A 20,933-nucleotide genomic window follows, 5' to 3' on the forward strand; every position below is an offset into this window, starting at 1 on the left:
AGTGTCCGTATGCATAAAAAAGCCCGCATCATGCGGGCTTTTTTTGATACCTAAGGCCTAGTTCACCTTGGCGCTCAACTCACCCTTCAAATACCGCTGATACATTGCTTCCAACGAAATCGGTTTGATCTTCGAAGCATTACCCGCCGTACCAAAGGCTTCATAGCGAGCGATACATACATCGCGCATCGCAGTCACGGTGGCGCCGAAGAACTTGCGCGGGTCGAACTCGCTCGGGTTGGTGGCCATCAGGCGACGCATTGCGCCGGTGGAGGCCAGGCGCAGGTCGGTGTCGATGTTGACCTTGCGCACGCCGTGCTTGATGCCTTCGACAATTTCTTCAACCGGCACGCCGTAGGTTTCTTTAATGTCGCCGCCGTACTGGTTGATGATCGCCAGCCACTCCTGCGGCACGGAGGAAGAACCGTGCATCACCAGGTGAGTGTTGGGGATGCGCTTGTGGATTTCCTTGATGCGGTCGATGGCCAATACGTCGCCGGTCGGCGGCTTGGTGAACTTGTAGGCGCCGTGGCTGGTGCCGATGGCGATGGCCAGGGCGTCGACCTGGGTCTTTTTCACGAAGTCAGCGGCTTCTTCCGGGTCGGTCAGCATCTGGCTGTGATCCAGCACGCCTTCGGCGCCGATGCCGTCTTCTTCGCCGGCCATGCCGGTTTCAAGCGAACCCAGGCAACCCAGCTCGCCTTCCACCGAAACGCCGCAGGCGTGAGCCATGGCCACGGTTTGCTGGGTGACGCGTACGTTGTACTCGTAGTCAGTGGGGGTCTTGCCGTCTTCGCCGAGGGAGCCGTCCATCATGACCGAGCTGAAGCCCAGTTGGATGGAGCGCTGGCACACGTCAGGGCTGGTGCCGTGGTCCTGGTGCATGCACACCGGGATGTGCGGGAATTCTTCGATGGCGGCGAGGATCAGGTGACGCAGGAAAGGCGCACCGGCGTATTTGCGGGCACCGGCCGAAGCCTGGACGATCACGGGGGAGTCGGTCTTGTCAGCGGCTTCCATGATGGCGCGCATCTGCTCGAGGTTGTTGACGTTAAAGGCTGGGACGCCGTAGCCGAACTCGGCTGCGTGGTCCAGCATTTGACGCATGCTGATAAGTGCCATTGTGTTGTCTCTCCCGGTAGAGGGTCGTTAATCGTGCAAGCCTGCCGTAGCGGCGGCTGCTATTCAAGTTATTGCAGATCAAGGGGTTAAGCCTGGCCTGCTGAATCGTTATAGCTGTCGGATTCAGTTGGCTTTGCAGCCCCTTCCGATCAAATCATCGGTGGCGACCCAGTAAACCAGGCCTTCCTCACCCTTGGTATGAAACGCCAATTGGCCGTCGCTATACAGAACACCCGAGGCGGCAACCTCTTGCTTGAGGCGATAAACCTGGTCCGAACCGCCAAGGCGCACATCCACTTCGGAACGGGCTGCATTGGCAAAGCGCCAGTTGACCTCGGCTTTGCTGTCGCAGGTCCAGGTGGTCCATTTGTCTGCCGGCTCTGGCGCCTTGTTGAACATGTTCATGCTGCTGCAACCGGCCAACAAGGCCAGGGCTGCCAGGGCGAATACGCCTTTCATTACCACTCCTCGAACGACGGCCCAAGGGCCGCCACTGCTGTCGGTTAGTTGATCAGACCCGTCATGGGCAACCCTGTTCCTGACCGTTGGGCGCGGCGTCGTATTGTTCCAGCCGTTCATTGCCGATGCGCTTGTTGATCACTGGCATGGTTTCGGCTTGCCAGTCGGCCTGGTAGCAGCTTTTTTTCGGCGCAGCCCCAGGCTTTTCTGCCTCGGGCGCAACGCTTGGCGTGCTGCCGCAGCCGGCCAACAGGCCCGCTGCGATCACCCATGCCAACGACTTGATCATGGGAATGCTCCTTTTCCGGATCATGGCAGGCCTCAGCCCTTGGCCCGGGTTTCCAGCACTTCAACGGCCGGCAGGACTTTGCCCTCGACGAACTCGAGGAACGCGCCGCCACCGGTAGAAATGTAGGAGATCTGATCAGCAACGCCATATTTATCGATGGCGGCCAGGGTGTCGCCACCGCCGGCGATGGAGAATGCCGAGCTTTCGGCAATCGCCTTGGCCAGCACTTTGGTGCCGTTGCCGAACTGGTCGAACTCGAACACGCCGACCGGGCCATTCCACAGAATGGTCCGGGACGCCTTCAGCAGTTCAGCGAAGTTAGCCGCGGTTTGTGGGCCGATATCCAGGATCATGTCGTCAGCCGCCACGTCAGCGATGAGCTTGACGGTGGCTTCGGCGCTTTCAGCGAATTCCTTGGCCACCACCACGTCCACTGGCAGCGGCACGCTGACTTTGGCGGCGATGGCGCGGGCGGTATCCAGCAGGTCCGGTTCGTACAGCGACTTGCCCACCGGGTGGCCAGCGGCGGCGAGGAAGGTGTTGGCAATGCCGCCGCCGACGATCAACTGGTTGCAGATCTGGCTCAGGCTGTTGAGTACGTCCAGCTTGGTGGACACTTTGGAGCCGGCGACGATGGCGGCCATCGGTTGTGCCGGTGAGCCCAGGGCCTTGCCCAGTGCGTCCAGTTCAGCGGCCAGCAACGGGCCAGCAGCGGCAACCTTGGCGAACTTGGCCACGCCGTGGGTCGACCCTTCTGCGCGGTGAGCGGTGCCGAAGGCGTCCATCACAAACACATCACACAGCGCCGCATATTGCCGGGCCAGTTCGTCGCTGTTCTTTTTCTCGCCCTTATTGAAGCGTACGTTTTCGAACAGCACGATGTCGCCGGCTTTAACGTCGACACCGTCCAGGTAGTCGGCCACCAGCGGCACGTCACGGCCCAGGGCCTTGCTCAGGTATTGCGCCACCGGCTTGAGGCTGTTTTCAGCCGAGAATTCACCTTCGGTGGGACGACCCAGGTGGGAGCAGACCATCACGGCCGCGCCTTTTTCCAGAGCCAGCTTGATGGTCGGCAGCGAGGCCAGGATTCGCGCATCGCTGGTGACCACACCGTCCTTTACGGGGACGTTGAGGTCTTCGCGAATCAGTACGCGCTTACCTTGCAGATCGAGGTCGGTCATCTTCAACACGGTCATGGGTCGCAGTTCCTGAATTACTGTTGAGGTTGTTGGGGTGAGGCCACTTGCAGGTAGTGCTGGGCAACGTCGAGCATGCGATTGGCAAAGCCCCATTCGTTGTCGAACCAGGCCAGGATATTCACCAGCCGAGGGCCGGAGACGCGGGTCTGGCTGGCGTCGACGATTGCCGAATGCGGGTCGTGGTTGAAATCACAACTGGCGTGGGGCAACTCGGTATAGGCCAGCAGGCCTTTGAGCGGGCCGCGGGTGGCAGCGTCGCGCAGTATCCGATTGACCTCCGCGGCATCGGTGTCGCTGATGCTCTGCAGGGTGATGTCCAGGCAAGACACGTTTACCGTCGGCACCCGTACGGCTTTGGCCTGGATTCGCCCGGCAAGTTCCGGCAGCAATCGCTCGATGCCACGGGCCAGGCCGGTGGACACCGGGATCACCGACTGGAACGCCGAGCGCGTGCGACGCAGGTCTTCATGGTGGTAGGCATCGATCACCGGCTGGTCGTTCATCGCCGAGTGAATGGTGGTGATCGACACGTAATCGATACCAATCGACCGGTCCAGCAGGCGCAACAGCGGCACGCTGCAGTTGGTGGTACAGGACGCGTTGGACACCAGCAACTCGGCGCCGGTCAGGCAGTCCTGGTTAATGCCGTAGACGATGGTGGCGTCGACATCCGCCTCGCTGGCCATCGGCTGGGAAAACAGCACACGCGGCGCGCCGGCGTCGAGAAAACGCTGGCCGTCGGCGCGGGTGTTATAGACACCGGAACATTCCAGCACCAGGTCGACACCCAGTGCCTTCCAGTCGATGCCTTCGGGGGTGGCACTGCGCAATACCTGCACGCAGTTGCCATTGATATGCAGACAGTCGTCTTCAACCCGCACTTCGCCGGGAAAGCGGCCGTGGGTGGAGTCAAAGCGTGTCAGGTATTCGATGCTGGCCATGTCGGCCAGATCGTTGATCGCGACAATCTCGAACCCGGCTGCCGCCCCTCGCTCGAACAGCGCACGCAAGACGCAACGACCAATGCGGCCGTAGCCGTTGAGTGCAACTTTGTAGGGACGCGGTTGGGGCATGGGGTTCTCGATCAACTTGGGTGAAGGGGTGAATGTGCCGCCGCCTTCGCGAGCAAGCCCGCTCCCACATTTTGATCGGGTTCACACAATGGAACTGTGAACCCATTCAAGTGTGGGAGCGGGCTTGCTCGCGAAGAGGCCAGCACAGCCACCTCGATCTACAGCCTTAGTCTTCCAGCAGCTCTTCAGCTTGACCCAGGATGTTTTCCAGAGTGAAACCGAACTCTTCGAACAACGCTGGCGCCGGCGCCGACTCACCGTAGGTGGTCATGCCGATCACGCGGCCTTCCAGGCCCACGTACTTGTACCAGTAGTCGGCGTGTGCCGCTTCAACGGCGATACGCGCGCTGACCTGCAACGGCAATACCGATTGCTTGTAGCCAGCGTCCTGGGCTTCGAACACGCTGGTGCACGGCATGGACACAACACGTACGTTGCGGCCTTGCGCGGTCAGCTTGTCGTAGGCCTGCACAGTCAGCCCCACTTCGGAACCGGTGGAGATCAGGATCAGCTCTGGCTCACCGATGCAGTCCTTGAGCACGTAGCCGCCACGGCTGATGTCGGCGATCTGTGCGTCGGTACGCACCTGATGCTGCAGGTTCTGACGCGAGAAGATCAGCGCCGAAGGGCCGTCCTTGCGCTCGATGGCATGCTTCCAGGCCACCGCGGATTCCACCGCGTCGGCCGGGCGCCAGCAATCCAGGTTCGGCGTGGTCCGCAGGCTGGTCAGTTGCTCGACCGGCTGGTGCGTCGGGCCGTCTTCGCCCAGACCGATGGAGTCGTGGGTGTACACATGGATCACGCGTTTTTTCATCAGCGCGGCCATGCGCACAGCGTTACGCGCGTATTCCATGAACATCAGGAAGGTCGCGCCGTAAGGCACCAGCCCGCCGTGCAGGGACACGCCGTTCATGATGGCGCTCATGCCGAACTCGCGCACGCCGTAGTACATGTAGTTGCCGCTGGCGTCTTCGGCCGACACGCCTTTGCAGCCTTTCCACAGGGTCAGGTTGGAACCGGCCAGGTCGGCCGAGCCGCCGAGGATCTCGGGCAGCAGCGGACCAAAGGCGTTCAGGGTGTTCTGGCTGGCTTTACGGCTGGCGATGGTCTCGCCCTTGGCCGCAACTTCGGCGATGTAGGCCGAGGCTTTTTCCGAGAAGTCGGCCGGCAGGTCACCGGCCAGACGACGTACCAGTTCGTTGGCCAATTCCGGGAATTCGGCGGAGTAGGCGGCAAAACGCTGGTCCCACTCGGCTTCAGCTGCCAGGCCTTTTTCCCTGGCGTCCCATTCGGCCGCGATATCGGCCGGAATTTCGAACGGGCCGTAGTTCCACTTCAGCGCTTCGCGGGTCAGGGCGATTTCCGCGTCACCCAGCGGGGCACCGTGGCAGTCTTCCTTGCCCTGCTTGTTCGGCGAGCCGAAACCAATGGTGGTTTTGCAGCAGATCAGGGTCGGTTGCACGCTCTTGCGCGCGGTGTCGATGGCGGTCTTGATCTCTTCCGGATCGTGGCCGTCGACGTTGCGGATCACCTGCCAGTTGTAGGCTTCAAAACGCTTCGGGGTGTCATCGGTGAACCAGCCTTCGACTTCGCCGTCGATGGAGATGCCGTTGTCATCGTAGAAGGCAATCAGCTTGCCCAGGCCCAGGGTGCCGGCCAGGGAGGCGACTTCATGGGAAATGCCTTCCATCATGCAGCCATCACCCAGGAACACATAGGTGTGGTGGTCGACGATGTCATGGCCGGGACGGTTGAACTGCGCGCCCAGGACTTTTTCAGCCAGCGCAAAACCCACGGCGTTGGCCAGGCCCTGGCCCAGGGGACCGGTGGTGGTCTCGACGCCCGGGGTGTAGCCGAATTCCGGGTGACCCGGGGTGCGGCTGTGCAGCTGGCGGAAGCTCTTGAGGTCGTCAATGGTGACGTCGTAGCCGGTCAGGTGCAGCAGCGAATAGATCAGCATCGAACCGTGGCCGTTGGACAGCACGAAGCGGTCACGGTCGGCGAAGGAGGGATTGCTCGGGTTGTGCTTCAGGTAATCACGCCAAAGGACCTCGGCGATATCCGCCATGCCCATCGGGGCACCGGGATGGCCGCTGTTGGCTTTTTGCACGGCATCCATGCTGAGGGCACGAATGGCGTTGGCACGCTCACGACGGCTGGGCATCGCTGTTCTCCTGAGGATTCTGAATAGTGAGTGATTAAAAGAAACGCAAAAAAGGACCGGCATTTTCCCTCAGCCACCGCCTGTGGGCAATGACCGATACTCACATGAGGCCGTTTTTCCTGTGGTTGGCGCGCCAATGCCCTGTAGAACCGCGCCACCCGCTCGTCCAGAAGATAGAGCGGCTGCTTATAACCGCCACTTATCGTTCAATATCAAAACTTTTTGATATTGGCCTTGCGATGACTCCACCCCGTCACTAGACTGCTGGCCTTATGAACCTGACCGTGCCTTCCCTGCGTCCCGACGATAGCGATGAGCTGGCCGCCCTGTGCAAGGCCGCCGGTGACCCGTTGCGCCTGAACGTATTGCGCGCGCTGGCCAACGATTCGTTTGGCGTATTGGAGCTGTCGCGGATCTTCGCCATCGGTCAGTCCGGCATGAGCCACCATCTGAAGGTACTGGCTCAGGCCGACCTGGTGGCCACCCGCCGCGAAGGCAACGCCATTTTTTACCGGCGCGCCCTACCCCACACCGAGTTGCTCGGCGGCAAACTGCACGGCGCCCTGCTCGAAGAAGTCGACAACCTGAGCCTGCCCGGCGACGTGCAGACACGCATCAGCGAGGTGCACGGGCAACGCGCAGCCGCCAGCCAGGATTTTTTCTCACGGGTGGCCGAAAAGTTTCGCGCCCAGCAGGACTTGATTGCCGGCCTGCCTCAGTACCGCGAAAGCGTATTGGCGCTGCTCGACAAGTTAAGCTTCAGTAACAAGGCCACCGCACTGGAAGTAGGCCCCGGCGACGGCGGTTTCCTGCCGGACCTGGCGCGGCGTTTTGTGCAGGTTACGGCGCTGGACAACAGCCCGGCGATGCTGGAGCTGGCCCGCCAGTTGTGTGAGCGCGAGGCGCTGGGCAATGTCACCCTGCAACTGGCTGATGCGTTGAGCGACACGCCCCTGCAGGCCGACTGCGTGGTGCTGAACATGGTCCTGCACCATTTCGCCGCCCCGGCAGACGCCCTCAAACAAATGGCCGGGTTGCTGCACCCCGGCGGTAGCCTGCTGGTTACGGATTTATGCAGCCACAACCAGAATTGGGCCAGGGAGGCCTGCGGTGATCTCTGGTTGGGTTTTGAACAGGACGATCTGGCCCGTTGGGCCACCGCTGCGGGACTCGTTCCCGGGGAAAGCCTCTATGTAGGTTTACGTAATGGTTTCCAGATCCAGGTCCGCCATTTTCAGCGACCGGCTGGCGACACTCACCATCGGTAAATATCAGGAAATCATCGAGATGAGCGAATACTCCCTTTTCACCTCCGAGTCCGTGTCTGAAGGGCATCCGGACAAAATCGCCGACCAGATTTCCGATGCGGTGCTGGACGCCATCATTGCTGAAGACAAATTCGCCCGTGTGGCGTGCGAGACGCTGGTGAAAACCGGTGTAGCGATCATCGCCGGTGAAGTGACCACTACCGCCTGGGTCGACCTGGAGCAGATCGTTCGTGACGTGATCACCGACATTGGCTACAACAGCTCCGACGTCGGCTTCGACGGCGCCACCTGCGGCGTGATGAACATCATCGGCAAGCAGTCCCCGGACATCAACCAGGGTGTGGACCGCGCCAAGCCGGAAGACCAGGGCGCCGGCGACCAGGGCCTGATGTTCGGCTACGCCAGCAATGAAACCGACGTGCTGATGCCGGCACCGATCACCTTCTCGCACCAGTTGGTGCAGCGTCAGGCCGAAGCCCGCAAAACCGGCCTGCTGCCGTGGCTGCGTCCGGACGCCAAGTCCCAGGTGACCTGCCGTTACGAAGGCGGCAAAGTCGTGGGTATCGACGCCGTTGTACTGTCGACCCAGCACAATCCGGACGTTTCCTACGCCGACCTGCGCGAAGGCGTGATGGAGCTGATCGTCAAACACGTGCTGCCGGCCGAGTTGCTGAGCAAAGACACCCAGTTCCACATCAACCCGACCGGCCAGTTCATCATCGGTGGCCCGGTGGGTGACTGCGGCCTCACCGGTCGCAAGATCATCGTCGACAGCTACGGCGGCATGGCCCGTCACGGCGGCGGCGCGTTCTCGGGTAAAGACCCGTCCAAGGTTGACCGTTCGGCGGCCTACGCCGGTCGTTATGTGGCCAAGAACATCGTGGCCGCCGGCCTGGCAGAGCGCTGCGAGATTCAGGTTTCCTACGCGATCGGCGTGGCCCAGCCTACGTCGATCTCGCTGAATACCTTCGGCACCGGCAAGATCAGCGACGACAAGATCGTCAAGCTGGTGCGTGAGATCTTTGACCTGCGCCCGTACGCAATCACCACCATGCTCGACCTGCTGCACCCGATGTACCAGGAAACCGCAGCCTACGGGCACTTCGGTCGTACGCCTGCGCAGAAAACCGTCGGCGACGACACCTTCACTACCTTCACCTGGGAAAAAACCGACCGCGCCAACGACCTGCGCACCGCCGCCGGCCTGTAACTTCGGCAAGCGGAAATACCCGGTAAAAAGCCCCGCCCTGTCGGGGCTTTTTTGTGCCCGCTGTCCCGTCCTGAATAAGGTTTACACCTTCTGACCTTTCTTCAGGAGGACTCAATGGATACGGGAAAAAGGCGCAGCCAACGCGATTACACGCTAGCTTTTAAATTGTCGGTCGTAGACCAAGTCGAAAAAGGCGAGTTGAGTTATAAAGAGGCTCAACGGCGCTTTGGCATTCAGGGCCGGTCCACGGTACTGGTTTGGCTACGCAAGCATGGCCGACAGGACTGGAGCCAAGGCGCCTCAATCCGAGCGCCGCGGAGCAGGCCGATGACCGACCCCAACCTCCCGCTGACACCCGAGCAGCGGATTAAAGAGCTTGAAGAACAGTTGGCGCTGAGCAATCAAAAGGCCCAGTTCTTTGAAGCTGTCGTGAACGTCTTGAAAAATGATTACGGTGTGTCCATCGTAAAAAAGCGACCCGGCAAGTCCTCTCGCAAGGGCAAATCCAAGACCTGAGCATTACCAGGGCTTGCCTGTTCATGGGAATTTCGCGCCAAGCGTATTACAAACGTAACCGAGCCGTTGATGCGAGAGCTCACCAAGACCAGCAAGTAGTGGACTTTGTTCTGGAAAAGCGGCGTCGCCAGCCGAGGTTAGGCACGCGCAAGCTGCATTATCTGATGAGCACTGAGGCTGAAGTGCAGGTAATTGTTGGTCGAGACCGTCTTTTTTCCATCTTGCGCGAAGCGCGAGAGCTGGTTCCTCGAAAGCGTGCTTATCATAAAACTACGCATAGCCATCATCGGTTCCGCCGCCATCCCAACCTGCTCAAAGCAGGCCCGGAACAAGTTGTCGCTGGCAGGCCCGAGCAGGTTTGGGTTGCAGATATTACCTATCTGCCCACGCGGGAAAGTGTCGTTTACGTCAGCCTGATAACAGACGCGTACTCACGCAAGATCGTGGGTCATCATGTACATGACAGCCTGCATACGGAGTCGGTGGTCAAAGCATTGCAGAAAGCTGTTAGCCAGCGAAAATCCAAGCAATCGCTGATCCATCACTCGGATCGCGGGGCCCAATACTGCTCCGACCTGTACCAGCAAATGCACGCCAAGCATGGGATCAAGTGCTCAATGACGGATGGCTACGATTGCTATCAGAACGCGATGGCAGAGCGGGTAAACGGGATTTTGAAAACTGAGTTTTTGCTGCACCGGCCCAAAGATTTGGCGGATGCCGTAAAAATGGTGGATGAGTCGGTGCTGATCTACAACGGGGAGCGGCCGCACTTATCCCTGAAATACAAAACGCCCGATGCGGTGCATCAGGCGTTTTGAGACTGAAACAGGTGTAAACCTATTTCAGGACTAGACACGCGGGAATCATTTAGGCTGAGGACCCTTTTCGAGCAAGGATGCTCATGATGCGTCTGGTGATTGTTCTCTTACTTTGTACCCTGGCCTGTCGAACATGGGCCGAAGACTGCCCCCCACAAGCGCAAACTCAGGTTGGCACCCTGGCCGAACAGATCCGATTGTGGGACGACAGCTACCACCGCCTCGGCCAGTCGCCCGTCAGCGATGAGCTCTATGACCAGGCCCGCCAGCGTTTGGCCAACTGGCGCCAGTGTTTCCCCCGGACCACGGCGGTGGCTGACCAGCCATTGGCCAGCGCGCGGGGCACGTTGCGCCATCCGGTCGCCCATACCGGCCTGGAAAAGCTCGCCGACGAATCGGCCGTCGCCGCCTGGCTGGGCAACCGGCATGACGTGTGGGTCCAGCCCAAAGTCGACGGCGTCGCCGTCACGCTGCGGTACCGCAAAGGCCGCCTGACGCAGGTGATCAGCCGCGGCGATGGCCAGCTCGGCCAGGACTGGTCGGCGTCTGCGCGCAGGATTCCCGGCGTCGTCCAGCAACTGCCGGAGCCCCTCGACCTGCTGCTGCAAGGCGAACTCTACTGGCGTCTCGACGACCACGTGCAATCGGCGCAGGGCGGGCTCAACAATCGCGGCAAGGTGGCCGGCCTGATGAACCGCCGCCAGTTGAGCAACGCCGAGGCCGCCGGTATCGGCCTGTTCGTCTGGGCCTGGCCGGAAGGCCCGGCATCCTTCGTCGAACGCCTGGCCAGCCTTGAGCGGTGGGGCTTCGGGGATACCCGGCGCTACAGCCAGCCCGTCCGGAACATCACCGACGCCGCATACTGGCGCGTCTATTGGTACAACCAGCCCCTGCCCTTCGCCAGCGACGGCGTGGTGCTGCACCAGGCGCAGCGCGCACCCGCCGAGCGCTGGAAAGCCAGCCCGCCCTACTGGGCGGCCGCCTGGAAATACCCGACAGCCAAAGCCCTGGCGCTGGTGCGTGACGTCCAGTTCAAGATCGGTCGCACCGGGCGCATCACACCCATACTGGAACTGGAGCCGGTGCGGCTGGACGACCGGCAGATCAGTCGGGTGAGTGCCGGCTCGCTGAGGCGCTGGCAGGCCATGGATATCCGCCCTGGCGACCAGGTGTCGATCACCCTGGCCGGGCAGATCATCCCGCACCTGGACCAGGTCATCCTGCGCAGCACCCACAGGGAGGACCTGGCCGTACCCGACCCGCGTCACTATCACGCCTTGAGTTGCTGGCAACTGGATCCGGGGTGCGATGAGCAGTTGCTCGCACGCCTGACCTGGCTGAGTGGCAGCCAGGGGCTCGCACTGCCCCATGTGGGCCGCGAAACCTGGAGCCTGTTGATCGAGGCCGGCCTGATCGCAAGCCTGCTCGATTGGTTGACCCTGGAAGCGACAGAGCTTGCTAACATTGACGGCTTCGGTGATCGCAGCCGCGCGCGGGTAATTGACAGCCTGCGCAGCGCCCGGCAACGGCCGTTCGCACAATGGCTCAAAGCCTTGGGTGTACCGCCTGCGGCACGCAACAATCTGGACGGCGACTGGCAGACGCTGGTCGCCAGAGACCACCAGGCCTGGCTCGCCATCGATGGCATCGGCCCGGGTCGCGCGGCGCAACTGAGCGCTTTTTTTCGCGATCCGTACGTGCTGAGCCTGGCCGAAACACTACGCGTGGCCGGTATAGACGGGTTTTGAACCCTGCCCGGCCCCTTCGATTGCGACCCTGGAGTAACCCATGAAATTTCTAGCCCCTTTCGCGCTGTTTACCGTCGCCAGTTTCATGACCATGCCGCTACTGGCCGCTGAAGAAGCCGACCCACTCACCGGCTGCGCCGCCAAGCGCCAGGCCATCAGCACCCAGATCGAGCAGGCCAGGGCCCAGGGTAACGGCGCACAACAGGCGGGCCTGGAAAAAGCCTTGAGTGAAGTCACCGCCAACTGCACCGACGCATCCCTGAAAAAGGAGCGTGAAAACAAGGTGCTCGACGCCAAGCACGAAGTCAGCCGCCGTCAGGCCGACCTCGACAAGGCGATGAAAAAGGGTGACGCCGACAAGATCAACAAGCGCAAGGACAAGCTCGCCGAGTCGCGCAAAGAGTTGCAGGACGCGGTGGAAGAGCTCGACCAATAACGGCCGCCAGTGATCGCAAAATTGTTTTCAGGAAGTGCATGCATGAATGTCACCGTTAAACCCTGGGGCCGCCGCCTGGCGTGGGCCCTACCGATGATCGCGCTGCTGGCCGGCTGCGACATGGGCAAAGACACCGGCAACGTCGCCGTTGAACCGCAGCCTGCCAAGCCCCATGCCATCGCCACGTATGTCGGCGCGCCGTGGGAAGCCTTGCCGGCCGTGTCCGACAGCGACCTGCTGGCCGGGTTCGAGTCCTGGCGCAGCGCCTGCCAACGCCTCAAGGCCGACCCGGTATGGGGCACTACCTGCGCCGCAGCGGCCAGCGTGCCCACCGATGCCGTGGCAGTACGCGGTTTTCTCAAGGAGCGTCTGGACGTGTTCGGCCTGCGCTCGGCGGACGACAGCGCGAACGGCTTGATCACCGGCTATTACGAGCCGGTCTACCCCGGCAGCCTGACCGAAACCGCCAGCGCCCACGTGCCGGTGTACGGCGTGCCGGACGACCTGATCATCGTCAATCTGGAGAGCATCTACCCCGAACTCAAGGGCAAACGCCTGCGTGGGCGCCTCGAAGGCCGCGTGCTCAAGCCCTATGACGATGCAGCCACCGTCAACAGCCAGGGCTCCACGGCCAAGCCGATTGCCTGGCTGACCAACCCCATGGACCTGCAATTCCTGCAGATCCAGGGCTCCGGCCGTATTCAACTGGCCGATGGGCGCCAACTGCGCGTCGGCTATGGTGACCAGAACGGCTACCCCTACCGCCCCATTGGCCGTTGGCTGGTGGAGCAGGGCGAGCTGAAAAAAGAAGACGTGACCATGGGCGCCATCAGCGCCTGGGCCAAGGCCAACCCGCAACGCATACCCGAACTGCTGGCGAGCAATCCCAGCTACGTCTTCTTCAGCGCCCGCCCCGACAGCAACGAAGGCCCACGCGGCTCGCTCAATGTGCCCCTGACCGCCGGCTACAGCGTGGCGGTGGACCGCAAGGTCATCCCGCTGGGCAGTCTGCTGTGGCTGTCGACCACCAAACCGGACGGCTCACCCATCGCCCGACCGGTGGCCGCGCAGGACACCGGTGGCGCGATCACCGGCGAAGTGCGTGCGGACCTGTTCTGGGGCACCGGCGAGGCGGCGGGTGAACTGGCAGGAAACATGAAGCAGCAGGGACAAATCTGGATGCTCTGGCCCAAAGGCGTAGCGTTGCCGCATGTACCGGATGCGCCGACCGGGACCTGACAACGCTATCGCCCAGCAAACTGAGGCTTGTGGAGAGCGGGTCTGTCGGGGCAAGCCCTAATGCCGTTCAGTTAAGCGCAGCTCCCCTGTGGCGAGCAGGCTTGTCCTGCGTTGGGCTGCGCAGCAGCCCCAAAGCCAGGCGCTGAGCCGTATCAGGTACACCGCGTTTTGCTCGATTGGGGGCGCTTCGCACCCCAACGCGGGGCAAGCCCGCTCGCCACAGATCAGCCCCGCTAACACAGGCAGGTTTGCATCAGGCTTCAGATCGAGACGAAGAAGAAACTCGCGATCAGCGCCATACCCACCACCCACACCAGCGAACGCAGCATCGCCCAGTCCGCCAGGTAGCAAATGATGTACAGCAGACGACTGGTGATAAACAGCACCGCCAGCACATTGATGGTCACCAGTTCGGCCGTGCCGGCCAGGTGCGCGATGATCACCGCCGCGGCGAACGCCGGAGTCACTTCAAAGCTGTTGAGTTGCGCACTGTGGGCGCGCTTGGCAAACCCATCGAGGGTTTCCAGGTAGGCGCGGGGGTCGTGGTTCTGCCGTGGGCCAAACTTGCCGCCGCTGAACTTGGCCACCCCCGTGCACAGGTAAGGCAGGAAAATTGCGATCAATACACACCAGAAAGCTACCGTCATCACTGAATTCCTTTTGTCGTTTTATGCAGCAATTAGAGTTCTAGCACTAAAAACGCCCAATCGCACCTAACCGCTTAGGTGCCATGGCACACACAAAGGTTCTATCGCGCTTTCGCCACCACGGCCTGCAACATCATGTTGATATTGCTGTCCATGCCCCATCAATCACTTTGCCTGTCTTCCAAGGACCCCGGATGCTTGAACTTGTCGCCGCCTTCATTTGCCTCACCACCCTGCTCACCTATGTGAACTACCGGTTTATCGGCCTGCCGCCCACCATCGGCGTGATGGTCACTGCGATGCTGTTTTCCCTGATTCTGCAAGGCCTGAGCTTTCTCGGTTTTCCTGGCCTGGAGGAACGCATCCAGCAGCTCATCGGCCAGATCGACTTCGGCGACCTGCTGATGAACTGGATGCTCTCGTTCCTGCTGTTCGCCGGTGCCCTGCACGTCAACCTCAACGACCTGCGCAGCTACCGCTGGCCCATCGGCCTGCTGGCGACTTTCGGTGTGCTGATCGCCACCGTGGTGATCGGCAGTCTGGCGTATTACATTTTTGCCCTGTTCGGCTGGCACGTCAGCTTCCTGTACTGCCTGCTCTTCGGCGCGTTGATTTCGCCCACCGACCCGATTGCGGTGTTGGGCGTTCTGCGTACCGCCAACGCCTCGAAACCGCTGAAGACCACCATCGTCGGCGAGTCGTTGTTCAACGACGGCACGGCGGTGGTGGTGTTTACCGTGCTGCTGGGCATCGCGCAGTTGGGAGAAACCCCAACAGTCGGCGCCACCGCGATGCTGTTCGCCCATGAGGCGATTGGCGGCGTGGTGTTCGGCGGGCTGATCGGCTACCTCGTGTACCTGATGATCAAGAGCATCGAGCAGCACCAGATCGAAGTGATGCTGACCCTGGCGCTGGTGATCGGTGGCTCGGCGATGGCGTCCGAATTGCACGTCAGCGCGCCGATTGCGATGGTGGTGGCCGGCCTGATCATCGGCAACCTGGGGCGCAAACTGGCCATGAACGACATGACCCGGCGCTACCTGGACGGCTTCTGGGAATTGCTCGACGACATGCTCAACGCACTGCTGTTTGCGCTGATCGGTATGGAACTGCTGCTGTTGCCGTTCAACTGGCTGCACGTATTTGCGGCCAGTTTGCTGGCGGTGGCCATCCTGCTCTCGCGCCTGCTCACCGTGGCGCCGGCAATTCTGCTGCTGCGGCGCTGGCGCACGGTGCCACGCGGCACCATTCGCATCCTCACCTGGGGCGGTCTGCGCGGCGGCGTTTCGGTGGCATTGGCCCTGGCGTTGCCGTTGGGCCCGGAGCGCGACCTGCTGCTGAGCATCACCTATATCGTAGTGCTGTCGTCGATCCTGTTGCAGGGTTTGAGCATCGGCAAACTGGTCAAGCGCGTGACCCGGGGCGAACCCGAGGCCACGCCCGACGCTCACTGATCCTTCTTGACCTGCTGCGGATGCCTGGGGTCCGCAGCCTGTTTGCCGGGCAGGCTGCCTTCGCTGCGGATCTGCGCATGGCTGATCAAGGCAAAGATAAAACTGCCGCCGATGATATTGCCGGCCAGCGTCGGCCCGGCGAACACCAGCCAGAAGTCGTGCCACGACAGCTCACCGGCGAACACCAGGTAGGACACCTCCGCCGAGCCGACGACGATGTGGGTGAAGTCACCCAGCGCCATCAGGTAGGTGATGAGGATGATGATCCACATCTTGGCGCTTTCCATCGACGGGATCATCCACACCATGGTGGCGATCATCCAGCCCGAGACGATGCCCTTGGCAAACATCTGGCCGGCGTCGTTTTCCATGATCTTGCGGCCAATCTCGAGGAAGGCCATGTCGGTCTTGGCGTCGAAGATCGGCAGGTGCAACATCACGTAGGCCACCAGCAAGGTGCCGCACAGGTTGCCCACCAGCACCACCGACCACAGGCGCAACAGCCGACCGACATTGGCCAGCGTCGGCTTGCTCATCACTGGCAGCACGGCCGTCAGGGTGTTTTCGGTAAAGAGTTGCTGGCGCGCGAGGATCACCGCCAGGAAGCCTGCGCAATAACCGAAGCTGGCGATGACCTTAAAGGCCTCACCGTCCGGCAGCCGTGAGTTGAGCAACCCCATGGCCATCAGCGACAGCCCCATGGTCAACCCGGCAGCCAGTGCCGACCACCAGAGTGCGGCGACATTGCGCTCCAGTTCCTGATCGCCCTGGGTGCGGATGATTTCGTGCAGTACCGCCGCGCGGGGCGGCTGGTTCTCGTCTACGTCCTGCTGCTCTTCCTGCGACAGGTTGGGAGTCTTGCCGTCTGCTTGCGTGGCCATGGTGATACCTGAACGGGGGGCGATGTTCAGGTACGACCTATGGCCAATCAATAGCGTTCACTGGCCCCGGCAGTATTATTCGCTGAGGCCGTCTTCCTGGAACTGGTCCTTCACGTACTTGATCTCGGTACGCCCATGGGGCGCGGGCAAACCGTCCTCACCGAGGTTCACGAAGACCATTTTCTCGACGGTCAGGATGCTCTTGCGGGTGATCTTGTTGCGCACCTCACAGGTGAGCGTGATGGAGGTGCGGCCGAACTCGGTGGCGGTGATGCCCAGCTCGATGATGTCGCCCTGGCGCGAGGCGCTGACGAAGTTGATTTCGGAGATATATTTGGTGACGACGCGCTGGTTGCCCAGTTGGACAATCGCGTAGATTGCCGCTTCTTCGTCGATCCAGCGCAACAGGCTGCCGCCGAACAGGGTGCCGTTGGGGTTGAGGTCTTCGGGTTTAACCCATTTGCGGGTGTGGAAGTTCATGGTCACTCCAAAGCGTCTGGCCAAATGATGGGCAGCATCATGGCAGAGCCCGCGCCCAAGCTCTATGCACCAATGCCTATCGCGCCCATGAGCGATCTGCATGCCGCCGACGGAAAGGCTTGGGAAGTGCCACGTACACCGCTATAATCCCCACCGATTCAAAACGGTCATCTCACCTTGATACCGTTCTCCCGCCACCTGTCCGAGGGGCGCTGCAGCAGGTTCACCCTGTCAGGCTCGGATGGGGCGTTGCCCGGCCTGGTTTCACGGCTGGATACTAAACGCACAACGGCGCCCATTCGCACACTACGAATGGAGGCTCTCTATGAGCGCTGTAATCACGCCTGCAGAATTCAACGACTACAAAGTCGCCGACATGTCCCTCGCCGCCTGGGGCCGTCGCGAAACCTTTATCGCCGAATCCGAAATGCCTGCCCTGATGGGCCTGCGTCGCAAGTACGCCGCTGAGCAGCCGCTCAAGGGCGCGAAGATTCTCGGCTGCATCCACATGACCATCCAGACCGCCGTGCTGATCGAAACCCTGGTTGCCCTCGGTGCCGAAGTGCGTTGGTCATCCTGCAACATTTTCTCGACTCAGGACCAGGCCGCCGCTGCCATCGCCGCCGCCGGCATCCCGGTATTTGCCTGGAAAGGCGAGACCGAAGAAGAGTACGAGTGGTGCCTGGAGCAGACCATCCTCAAGGATGGCGCGCCATGGGATGCCAACATGATCCTCGACGACGGCGGCGACCTGACCGAGCTGTTGCACAAGAAGTACCCGGCCATCCTCGACCGCGTCCACGGCGTGACCGAAGAAACCACTACCGGCGTGCATCGCCTGCTGGACATGCTGGCCAAGGGCGAGCTGAAAATCCCGGCCATCAACGTCAATGACTCGGTGACCAAGAGCAAGAACGATAACAAGTACGGCTGCCGTCACAGCCTCAACGATGCCATCAAGCGCGGCACCGACCACCTGCTGTCGGGCAAGCAGGCCCTGGTGATCGGCTACGGTGACGTGGGCAAGGGTTCGTCCCAGTCCCTGCGTCAGGAAGGCATGATCGTCAAGGTTTCCGAAGTCGACCCAATCTGCGCCATGCAAGCCTGCATGGACGGTTTCGAAGTGGTTTCGCCGTTCATCGATGGCGTCAATGACGGCACCGAAGCCAGCATCGACAAGGCCCTGCTGGGCAAGATCGACCTGATCGTGACCACCACCGGTAACGTCAACGTCTGCGATGCCAACATGCTCAAGGCCCTGAAAAAGCGCGCCGTGGTGTGCAACATCGGTCACTTCGACAACGAGATCGACACCGCTTTCATGCGCAAGAACTGGGCATGGGAAGAAGTGAAGCCGCAGGTGCACAAGGTTCACCGCACCGGCGCTGGCACCTTTGATCCGCAGAACGACGACTATCTGATCCTGCTGGCCGAAGGCCGTCTGGTAAACCTGGGTAACGCCACTGGCCACCCAAGCCGCATCATGGATGGCTCGTTCGCCAACCAGGTACTGGCGCAGATTTTCCTGTTCGAACAGAAATACGCCGACCTGTCGCCCGCCCAGAAAGCCGAGCGTCTGACCGTGGAAGTACTGCCGAAGAAACTCGACGAAGAAGTGGCCCTGGAAATGGTCCGCGGCTTCGGCGGCGTGGTGACCCAACTGACCAAAACCCAGGCCGACTACATCGGCGTGACGGTTGAAGGCCCGTTCAAGCCGCACGCTTACCGGTACTGACAGCAGCAGCAAGCTTTTAGCTACAAGCGGCAAGTAAAGGCGCTTGCGGCGAGGGCTTGCTACTTCCTTACTCTTTAAGCAGCCATGAGCGGTGAGCTTCAAGCGACAAGAACAGGCGCACCGCCCCTCTTGCAACTTGAAGCTTGCAACTTGCAGCTGGAGCCCTCCCCCATGTCCCAAGACCGTCGCTACAGCTTCGAGTTCTTCCCGACGAAGACCGATGCTGGGCATGAAAAATTGATGGCGACTGCCAAGCAGTTGGCCAGCTTCAACCCCGACTTCTTCTCCTGCACCTACGGCGCCGGCGGTTCGACCCGCGATCGCACGATCAACACCGTGTTGCAGCTGGAAAGTGAAATCAAGGTTCCCGCCGCACCGCACTTGTCGTGCGTGGGCGACAGCAAGGCCGACCTGCGCAGCCTGCTGACCCAATACAAAGCCGCCGGCATCAAGCGCATCGTCGCCTTGCGTGGCGACCTGCCGTCCGGCATGGGCATGGCCAGCGGCGAGCTGCGCTACGCCAATGAGCTGGTGAGCTTCATTCGCGAGGAAAGCGGCGATCACTTCCACATCGAAGTGGCGGCTTACCCGGAAATGCATCCCCAGGCACGCAACTTCGAAGACGATCTGCAGAATTTCGTGCGCAAGGCCAACGCCGGCGCCGACAGCGCGATCACCCAGTACTTCTTCAACGCCGACAGCTACTTCTACTTTGTCGAGCGTGTTCAAGCCATGGGCGTGAACATCCCGATCGTCCCGGGCATCATGCCGATCACCAACTACAGCAAGCTGGCGCGTTTTTCCGACGCCTGCGGGGCCGAGATCCCACGCTGGGTGCGCAAGCAACTGGAAGCCTACGGCGACGACGTCAAGAGCATCCAGGCGTTCGGCGAGCAGGTCATCACCCAGATGTGTGAACAGTTGTTGCAAGGTGGCGCGCCAGGGTTGCACTTCTATACCCTGAACCAGACCGAGCCCAGCCTGGCCATCTGGAACAACCTCAAGCTGCCGCGCTGAAGGTTGCCCGACCGTGCCAAGGCCCTCGTCTTTACGAGGGCCTTTGACGTTTTACCTGCCCACGGAACCCCGTCGTCCATGAATACAGCGTCCCCGTCTTCCCGCCCGCAACTGGTGTACCTGGTCTTCGGCTCCGAGACCTACCACCAGGAAGCCGTCTTCAGCATCGCCAGCGCGCTGGCGTTTCTGCAGGCCACCCCGGACGCCGTGGATATCCAGGTATTCAGCGACAACCCCGAGCCCTATCGCCTGCTGCCGGTGCGCGTGCGTGCGCTGGACGACGCCACGCGCAAACGCTGGAGCGAGCCTCACGGCTACCACTTTCGCACCAAGCACGTGGTATTGCGCCAGGTGCTCGAAGAGTCGCCGGTGGCGATGCTGATCGACACCGACACCTTCTTCCACCATTCGCCCCTGGCCCTGTTCGAACGCGTGCAGCCCGGCACCCTGCTGTGCAACGCCTTCTACACCCGATACGGCGACAACCACGAAAGCATTCTCTACACCGCACTGCACCAGCGCCTGCTGGAGATGGGCGTGGCGGACGATGACATGATGACCCTCAACTCCGGGGTCATGGGCCTGACCCGGCAGGACGCGGCGGTGCTGGATCGCTCGATTGAACTGATGGACGAGCTGTTCCCCCACGCCCAGGGCGCCTACACCCTGGAAGAGTTTTGCCTGTCGATTGCCGCCTACCGCACCGTGAATGTGCGCGAGTGCCCCGACCTCATCCACCATTACTGGAGCCGCAAACAACTGTTCCGGGCCAAGGTCAAGGCGTGGATTGCCAAGCACGCAGCGGCGCCCACCAGTGCCCAGGCGCTGGCCGACACGCGCCAGGTGTCCGCCCACCTGCCACGCCCGCCACGCCTGCAACGCCTGATGTACAAGTTGATCACGCTGGTGCTGCCCAAGCATCAGCAACAGTTCATCCGCGAAATTCTCTACGGTTGCTACGAACACGAGAATGAATTCGACCAGGCGTGTGGCCCGGTTTGGTGGGACAAGGCGCGGCAGAATCAGGAAGAGCGCCAGAAACGCCCGATTGATGCCCACCAGCTTGAACACTGGTTCGCCAACCCTGTGGTGCGCCTGATTCTGGGCGAGCGGCGTTCGGCAATCTATCAACACCTGATGACGACACCCGGCAAATAGCCCTCGCCGCAAATGCC

19 protein-coding genes and 1 riboswitch are annotated in these 20,933 nt (G+C 61.3%); of the genes, 10 read left to right on the forward strand and 9 right to left on the reverse strand.

The window, feature by feature from the left end; translation table 11 throughout:
• Positions 1–57 precede the first annotated feature (57 nt).
• From fba to tkt, 6 genes are all read right to left on the reverse strand, one after another.
• Positions 58–1,122, reverse strand: a complete 1,065-nt coding sequence (gene fba / locus RHM60_RS14275) for a class II fructose-bisphosphate aldolase (RefSeq protein WP_322212099.1) — start codon at positions 1,120–1,122, stop codon at positions 58–60.
• Positions 1,123–1,245: 123 nt separating this feature from the next.
• Positions 1,246–1,581, reverse strand: a complete 336-nt coding sequence (locus RHM60_RS14280) for an MliC family protein (protein ID WP_231423495.1) — start codon at positions 1,579–1,581, stop codon at positions 1,246–1,248.
• 61 nt (positions 1,582–1,642) lie between these two features.
• Positions 1,643–1,870: a hypothetical protein gene (locus tag RHM60_RS14285; protein WP_209985799.1), complete on the reverse strand. Its 228-nt coding sequence runs from the start codon at positions 1,868–1,870 to the stop codon at positions 1,643–1,645.
• A gap of 32 nt (positions 1,871–1,902) precedes the next feature.
• Positions 1,903–3,066: a phosphoglycerate kinase gene (locus RHM60_RS14290; protein ID WP_322212101.1), complete on the reverse strand. Its 1,164-nt coding sequence runs from the start codon at positions 3,064–3,066 to the stop codon at positions 1,903–1,905.
• 17 nt (positions 3,067–3,083) lie between these two features.
• Positions 3,084–4,142: an erythrose-4-phosphate dehydrogenase gene (epd, locus tag RHM60_RS14295; protein WP_209985805.1), complete on the reverse strand. Its 1,059-nt coding sequence runs from the start codon at positions 4,140–4,142 to the stop codon at positions 3,084–3,086.
• 166 nt (positions 4,143–4,308) lie between these two features.
• Entirely contained in the window at positions 4,309–6,306 is a 1,998-nt protein-coding gene (tkt, locus tag RHM60_RS14300; protein WP_209985808.1) for a transketolase, read from the reverse strand.
• Between the two features lie 272 nt (positions 6,307–6,578).
• Between tkt and RHM60_RS14305 the strand changes: the two genes are divergently transcribed.
• The 6 genes from RHM60_RS14305 to RHM60_RS14330 all read left to right on the forward strand — a co-directional run bounded on the left by RHM60_RS14305 (position 6,579) and on the right by RHM60_RS14330 (position 13,544).
• Positions 6,579–7,574: an ArsR/SmtB family transcription factor gene (locus RHM60_RS14305; RefSeq protein WP_209985811.1), complete on the forward strand. Its 996-nt coding sequence runs from the start codon at positions 6,579–6,581 to the stop codon at positions 7,572–7,574.
• A 19-nt stretch (positions 7,575–7,593) separates the two neighbouring features.
• On the forward strand, positions 7,594–8,784 hold the full coding sequence (gene metK / locus RHM60_RS14310) for a methionine adenosyltransferase (protein ID WP_122542141.1): 1,191 nt from the start codon (positions 7,594–7,596) through the stop codon (positions 8,782–8,784).
• A 114-nt stretch (positions 8,785–8,898) separates the two neighbouring features.
• A protein-coding gene (locus RHM60_RS14315; protein ID WP_322212102.1) for an IS3 family transposase occupies positions 8,899–10,121 on the forward strand; the annotation gives its coding sequence in 2 pieces (ribosomal slippage) (positions 8,899–9,250 and positions 9,250–10,121; 1,224 coding nt in all).
• An 83-nt stretch (positions 10,122–10,204) separates the two neighbouring features.
• Entirely contained in the window at positions 10,205–11,869 is a 1,665-nt protein-coding gene (gene ligB / locus RHM60_RS14320) for an NAD-dependent DNA ligase LigB (RefSeq protein ID WP_322212103.1), read from the forward strand.
• A 40-nt stretch (positions 11,870–11,909) separates the two neighbouring features.
• Positions 11,910–12,305: a DUF1090 domain-containing protein gene (locus RHM60_RS14325; RefSeq protein WP_209985816.1), complete on the forward strand. Its 396-nt coding sequence runs from the start codon at positions 11,910–11,912 to the stop codon at positions 12,303–12,305.
• A gap of 42 nt (positions 12,306–12,347) precedes the next feature.
• Positions 12,348–13,544, forward strand: coding sequence for a murein transglycosylase A (locus RHM60_RS14330; protein WP_322212104.1), 1,197 nt, complete (start codon positions 12,348–12,350; stop codon positions 13,542–13,544).
• A gap of 260 nt (positions 13,545–13,804) precedes the next feature.
• Here RHM60_RS14330 and RHM60_RS14335 read toward each other — a convergent pair whose 3' ends face one another.
• Entirely contained in the window at positions 13,805–14,191 is a 387-nt protein-coding gene (locus RHM60_RS14335; RefSeq protein WP_057006563.1) for an MAPEG family protein, read from the reverse strand.
• A 194-nt stretch (positions 14,192–14,385) separates the two neighbouring features.
• On the opposite strand from RHM60_RS14335, the gene RHM60_RS14340 reads away from it, so the two are divergent.
• Positions 14,386–15,645, forward strand: coding sequence for a sodium:proton antiporter (locus tag RHM60_RS14340; protein WP_322212105.1), 1,260 nt, complete (start codon positions 14,386–14,388; stop codon positions 15,643–15,645).
• Here RHM60_RS14340 and RHM60_RS14345 read toward each other — a convergent pair.
• Both RHM60_RS14345 and RHM60_RS14350 read right to left on the reverse strand, forming a co-directional pair.
• The gene (locus RHM60_RS14345; RefSeq protein WP_209985822.1) at positions 15,639–16,526 is read right to left on the reverse strand and encodes a formate/nitrite transporter family protein; all 888 of its coding nucleotides are present in this window, start codon (positions 16,524–16,526) and stop codon (positions 15,639–15,641) included. The genes RHM60_RS14340 and RHM60_RS14345 overlap by 7 nt on opposite strands.
• A 75-nt stretch (positions 16,527–16,601) precedes the next feature.
• On the reverse strand, positions 16,602–17,006 hold the full coding sequence (locus tag RHM60_RS14350; protein WP_034128915.1) for an acyl-CoA thioesterase: 405 nt from the start codon (positions 17,004–17,006) through the stop codon (positions 16,602–16,604).
• Positions 17,007–17,204: 198 nt separating this feature from the next.
• Positions 17,205–17,310: riboswitch (S-adenosyl-L-homocysteine riboswitch) on the forward strand.
• Between the two features lie 21 nt (positions 17,311–17,331).
• On the opposite strand from RHM60_RS14350, the gene ahcY reads away from it, so the two are divergent.
• From ahcY to RHM60_RS14365, 3 genes are all read left to right on the forward strand, one after another.
• The gene (gene ahcY, locus RHM60_RS14355) at positions 17,332–18,741 is read left to right on the forward strand and encodes an adenosylhomocysteinase (RefSeq protein ID WP_231423490.1); all 1,410 of its coding nucleotides are present in this window, start codon (positions 17,332–17,334) and stop codon (positions 18,739–18,741) included.
• 171 nt (positions 18,742–18,912) lie between these two features.
• Positions 18,913–19,758 (forward strand): methylenetetrahydrofolate reductase [NAD(P)H], encoded by an 846-nt coding sequence (metF, locus tag RHM60_RS14360; protein WP_209985829.1) that lies wholly within the window; start codon positions 18,913–18,915, stop codon positions 19,756–19,758.
• A gap of 78 nt (positions 19,759–19,836) precedes the next feature.
• Positions 19,837–20,916 carry a hypothetical protein gene (locus RHM60_RS14365; protein WP_231423489.1) on the forward strand — a complete coding sequence of 360 codons (1,080 nt, stop codon included), beginning with the start codon at positions 19,837–19,839 and terminating at the stop codon, positions 20,914–20,916.
• The last annotated feature ends 17 nt before the right edge of the window (positions 20,917–20,933 follow it).

Origin of the sequence: Pseudomonas sp. MH9.3 (genome assembly GCF_034354675.1) — a bacterium.
GTDB lineage: Bacteria > Pseudomonadota > Gammaproteobacteria > Pseudomonadales > Pseudomonadaceae > Aquipseudomonas.

Excerpts from the sequence above, each read along its gene's own strand:
- fba (WP_322212099.1), bottom strand. The coding sequence starts at position 1,122 with ATGGCACTTATCAGCATGCGTCAAATGCTGGACCACGCAGCCGAGTTC.
- RHM60_RS14280 (WP_231423495.1), bottom strand. The coding sequence starts at position 1,581 with ATGAAAGGCGTATTCGCCCTGGCAGCCCTGGCCTTGTTGGCCGGTTGC.
- RHM60_RS14285 (WP_209985799.1), bottom strand. The coding sequence starts at position 1,870 with ATGATCAAGTCGTTGGCATGGGTGATCGCAGCGGGCCTGTTGGCCGGC.
- RHM60_RS14290 (WP_322212101.1), bottom strand. The coding sequence starts at position 3,066 with ATGACCGTGTTGAAGATGACCGACCTCGATCTGCAAGGTAAGCGCGTA.
- epd (WP_209985805.1), bottom strand. The coding sequence starts at position 4,142 with ATGCCCCAACCGCGTCCCTACAAAGTTGCACTCAACGGCTACGGCCGC.
- tkt (WP_209985808.1), bottom strand. The coding sequence starts at position 6,306 with ATGCCCAGCCGTCGTGAGCGTGCCAACGCCATTCGTGCCCTCAGCATG.
- RHM60_RS14305 (WP_209985811.1), top strand. The coding sequence starts at position 6,579 with ATGAACCTGACCGTGCCTTCCCTGCGTCCCGACGATAGCGATGAGCTG.
- metK (WP_122542141.1), top strand. The coding sequence starts at position 7,594 with ATGAGCGAATACTCCCTTTTCACCTCCGAGTCCGTGTCTGAAGGGCAT.
- ligB (WP_322212103.1), top strand. The coding sequence starts at position 10,205 with ATGATGCGTCTGGTGATTGTTCTCTTACTTTGTACCCTGGCCTGTCGA.
- RHM60_RS14325 (WP_209985816.1), top strand. The coding sequence starts at position 11,910 with ATGAAATTTCTAGCCCCTTTCGCGCTGTTTACCGTCGCCAGTTTCATG.
- RHM60_RS14330 (WP_322212104.1), top strand. The coding sequence starts at position 12,348 with ATGAATGTCACCGTTAAACCCTGGGGCCGCCGCCTGGCGTGGGCCCTA.
- RHM60_RS14335 (WP_057006563.1), bottom strand. The coding sequence starts at position 14,191 with ATGACGGTAGCTTTCTGGTGTGTATTGATCGCAATTTTCCTGCCTTAC.
- RHM60_RS14340 (WP_322212105.1), top strand. The coding sequence starts at position 14,386 with ATGCTTGAACTTGTCGCCGCCTTCATTTGCCTCACCACCCTGCTCACC.
- RHM60_RS14345 (WP_209985822.1), bottom strand. The coding sequence starts at position 16,526 with ATGGCCACGCAAGCAGACGGCAAGACTCCCAACCTGTCGCAGGAAGAG.
- RHM60_RS14350 (WP_034128915.1), bottom strand. The coding sequence starts at position 17,006 with ATGAACTTCCACACCCGCAAATGGGTTAAACCCGAAGACCTCAACCCC.
- ahcY (WP_231423490.1), top strand. The coding sequence starts at position 17,332 with ATGAGCGCTGTAATCACGCCTGCAGAATTCAACGACTACAAAGTCGCC.
- metF (WP_209985829.1), top strand. The coding sequence starts at position 18,913 with ATGTCCCAAGACCGTCGCTACAGCTTCGAGTTCTTCCCGACGAAGACC.
- RHM60_RS14365 (WP_231423489.1), top strand. The coding sequence starts at position 19,837 with ATGAATACAGCGTCCCCGTCTTCCCGCCCGCAACTGGTGTACCTGGTC.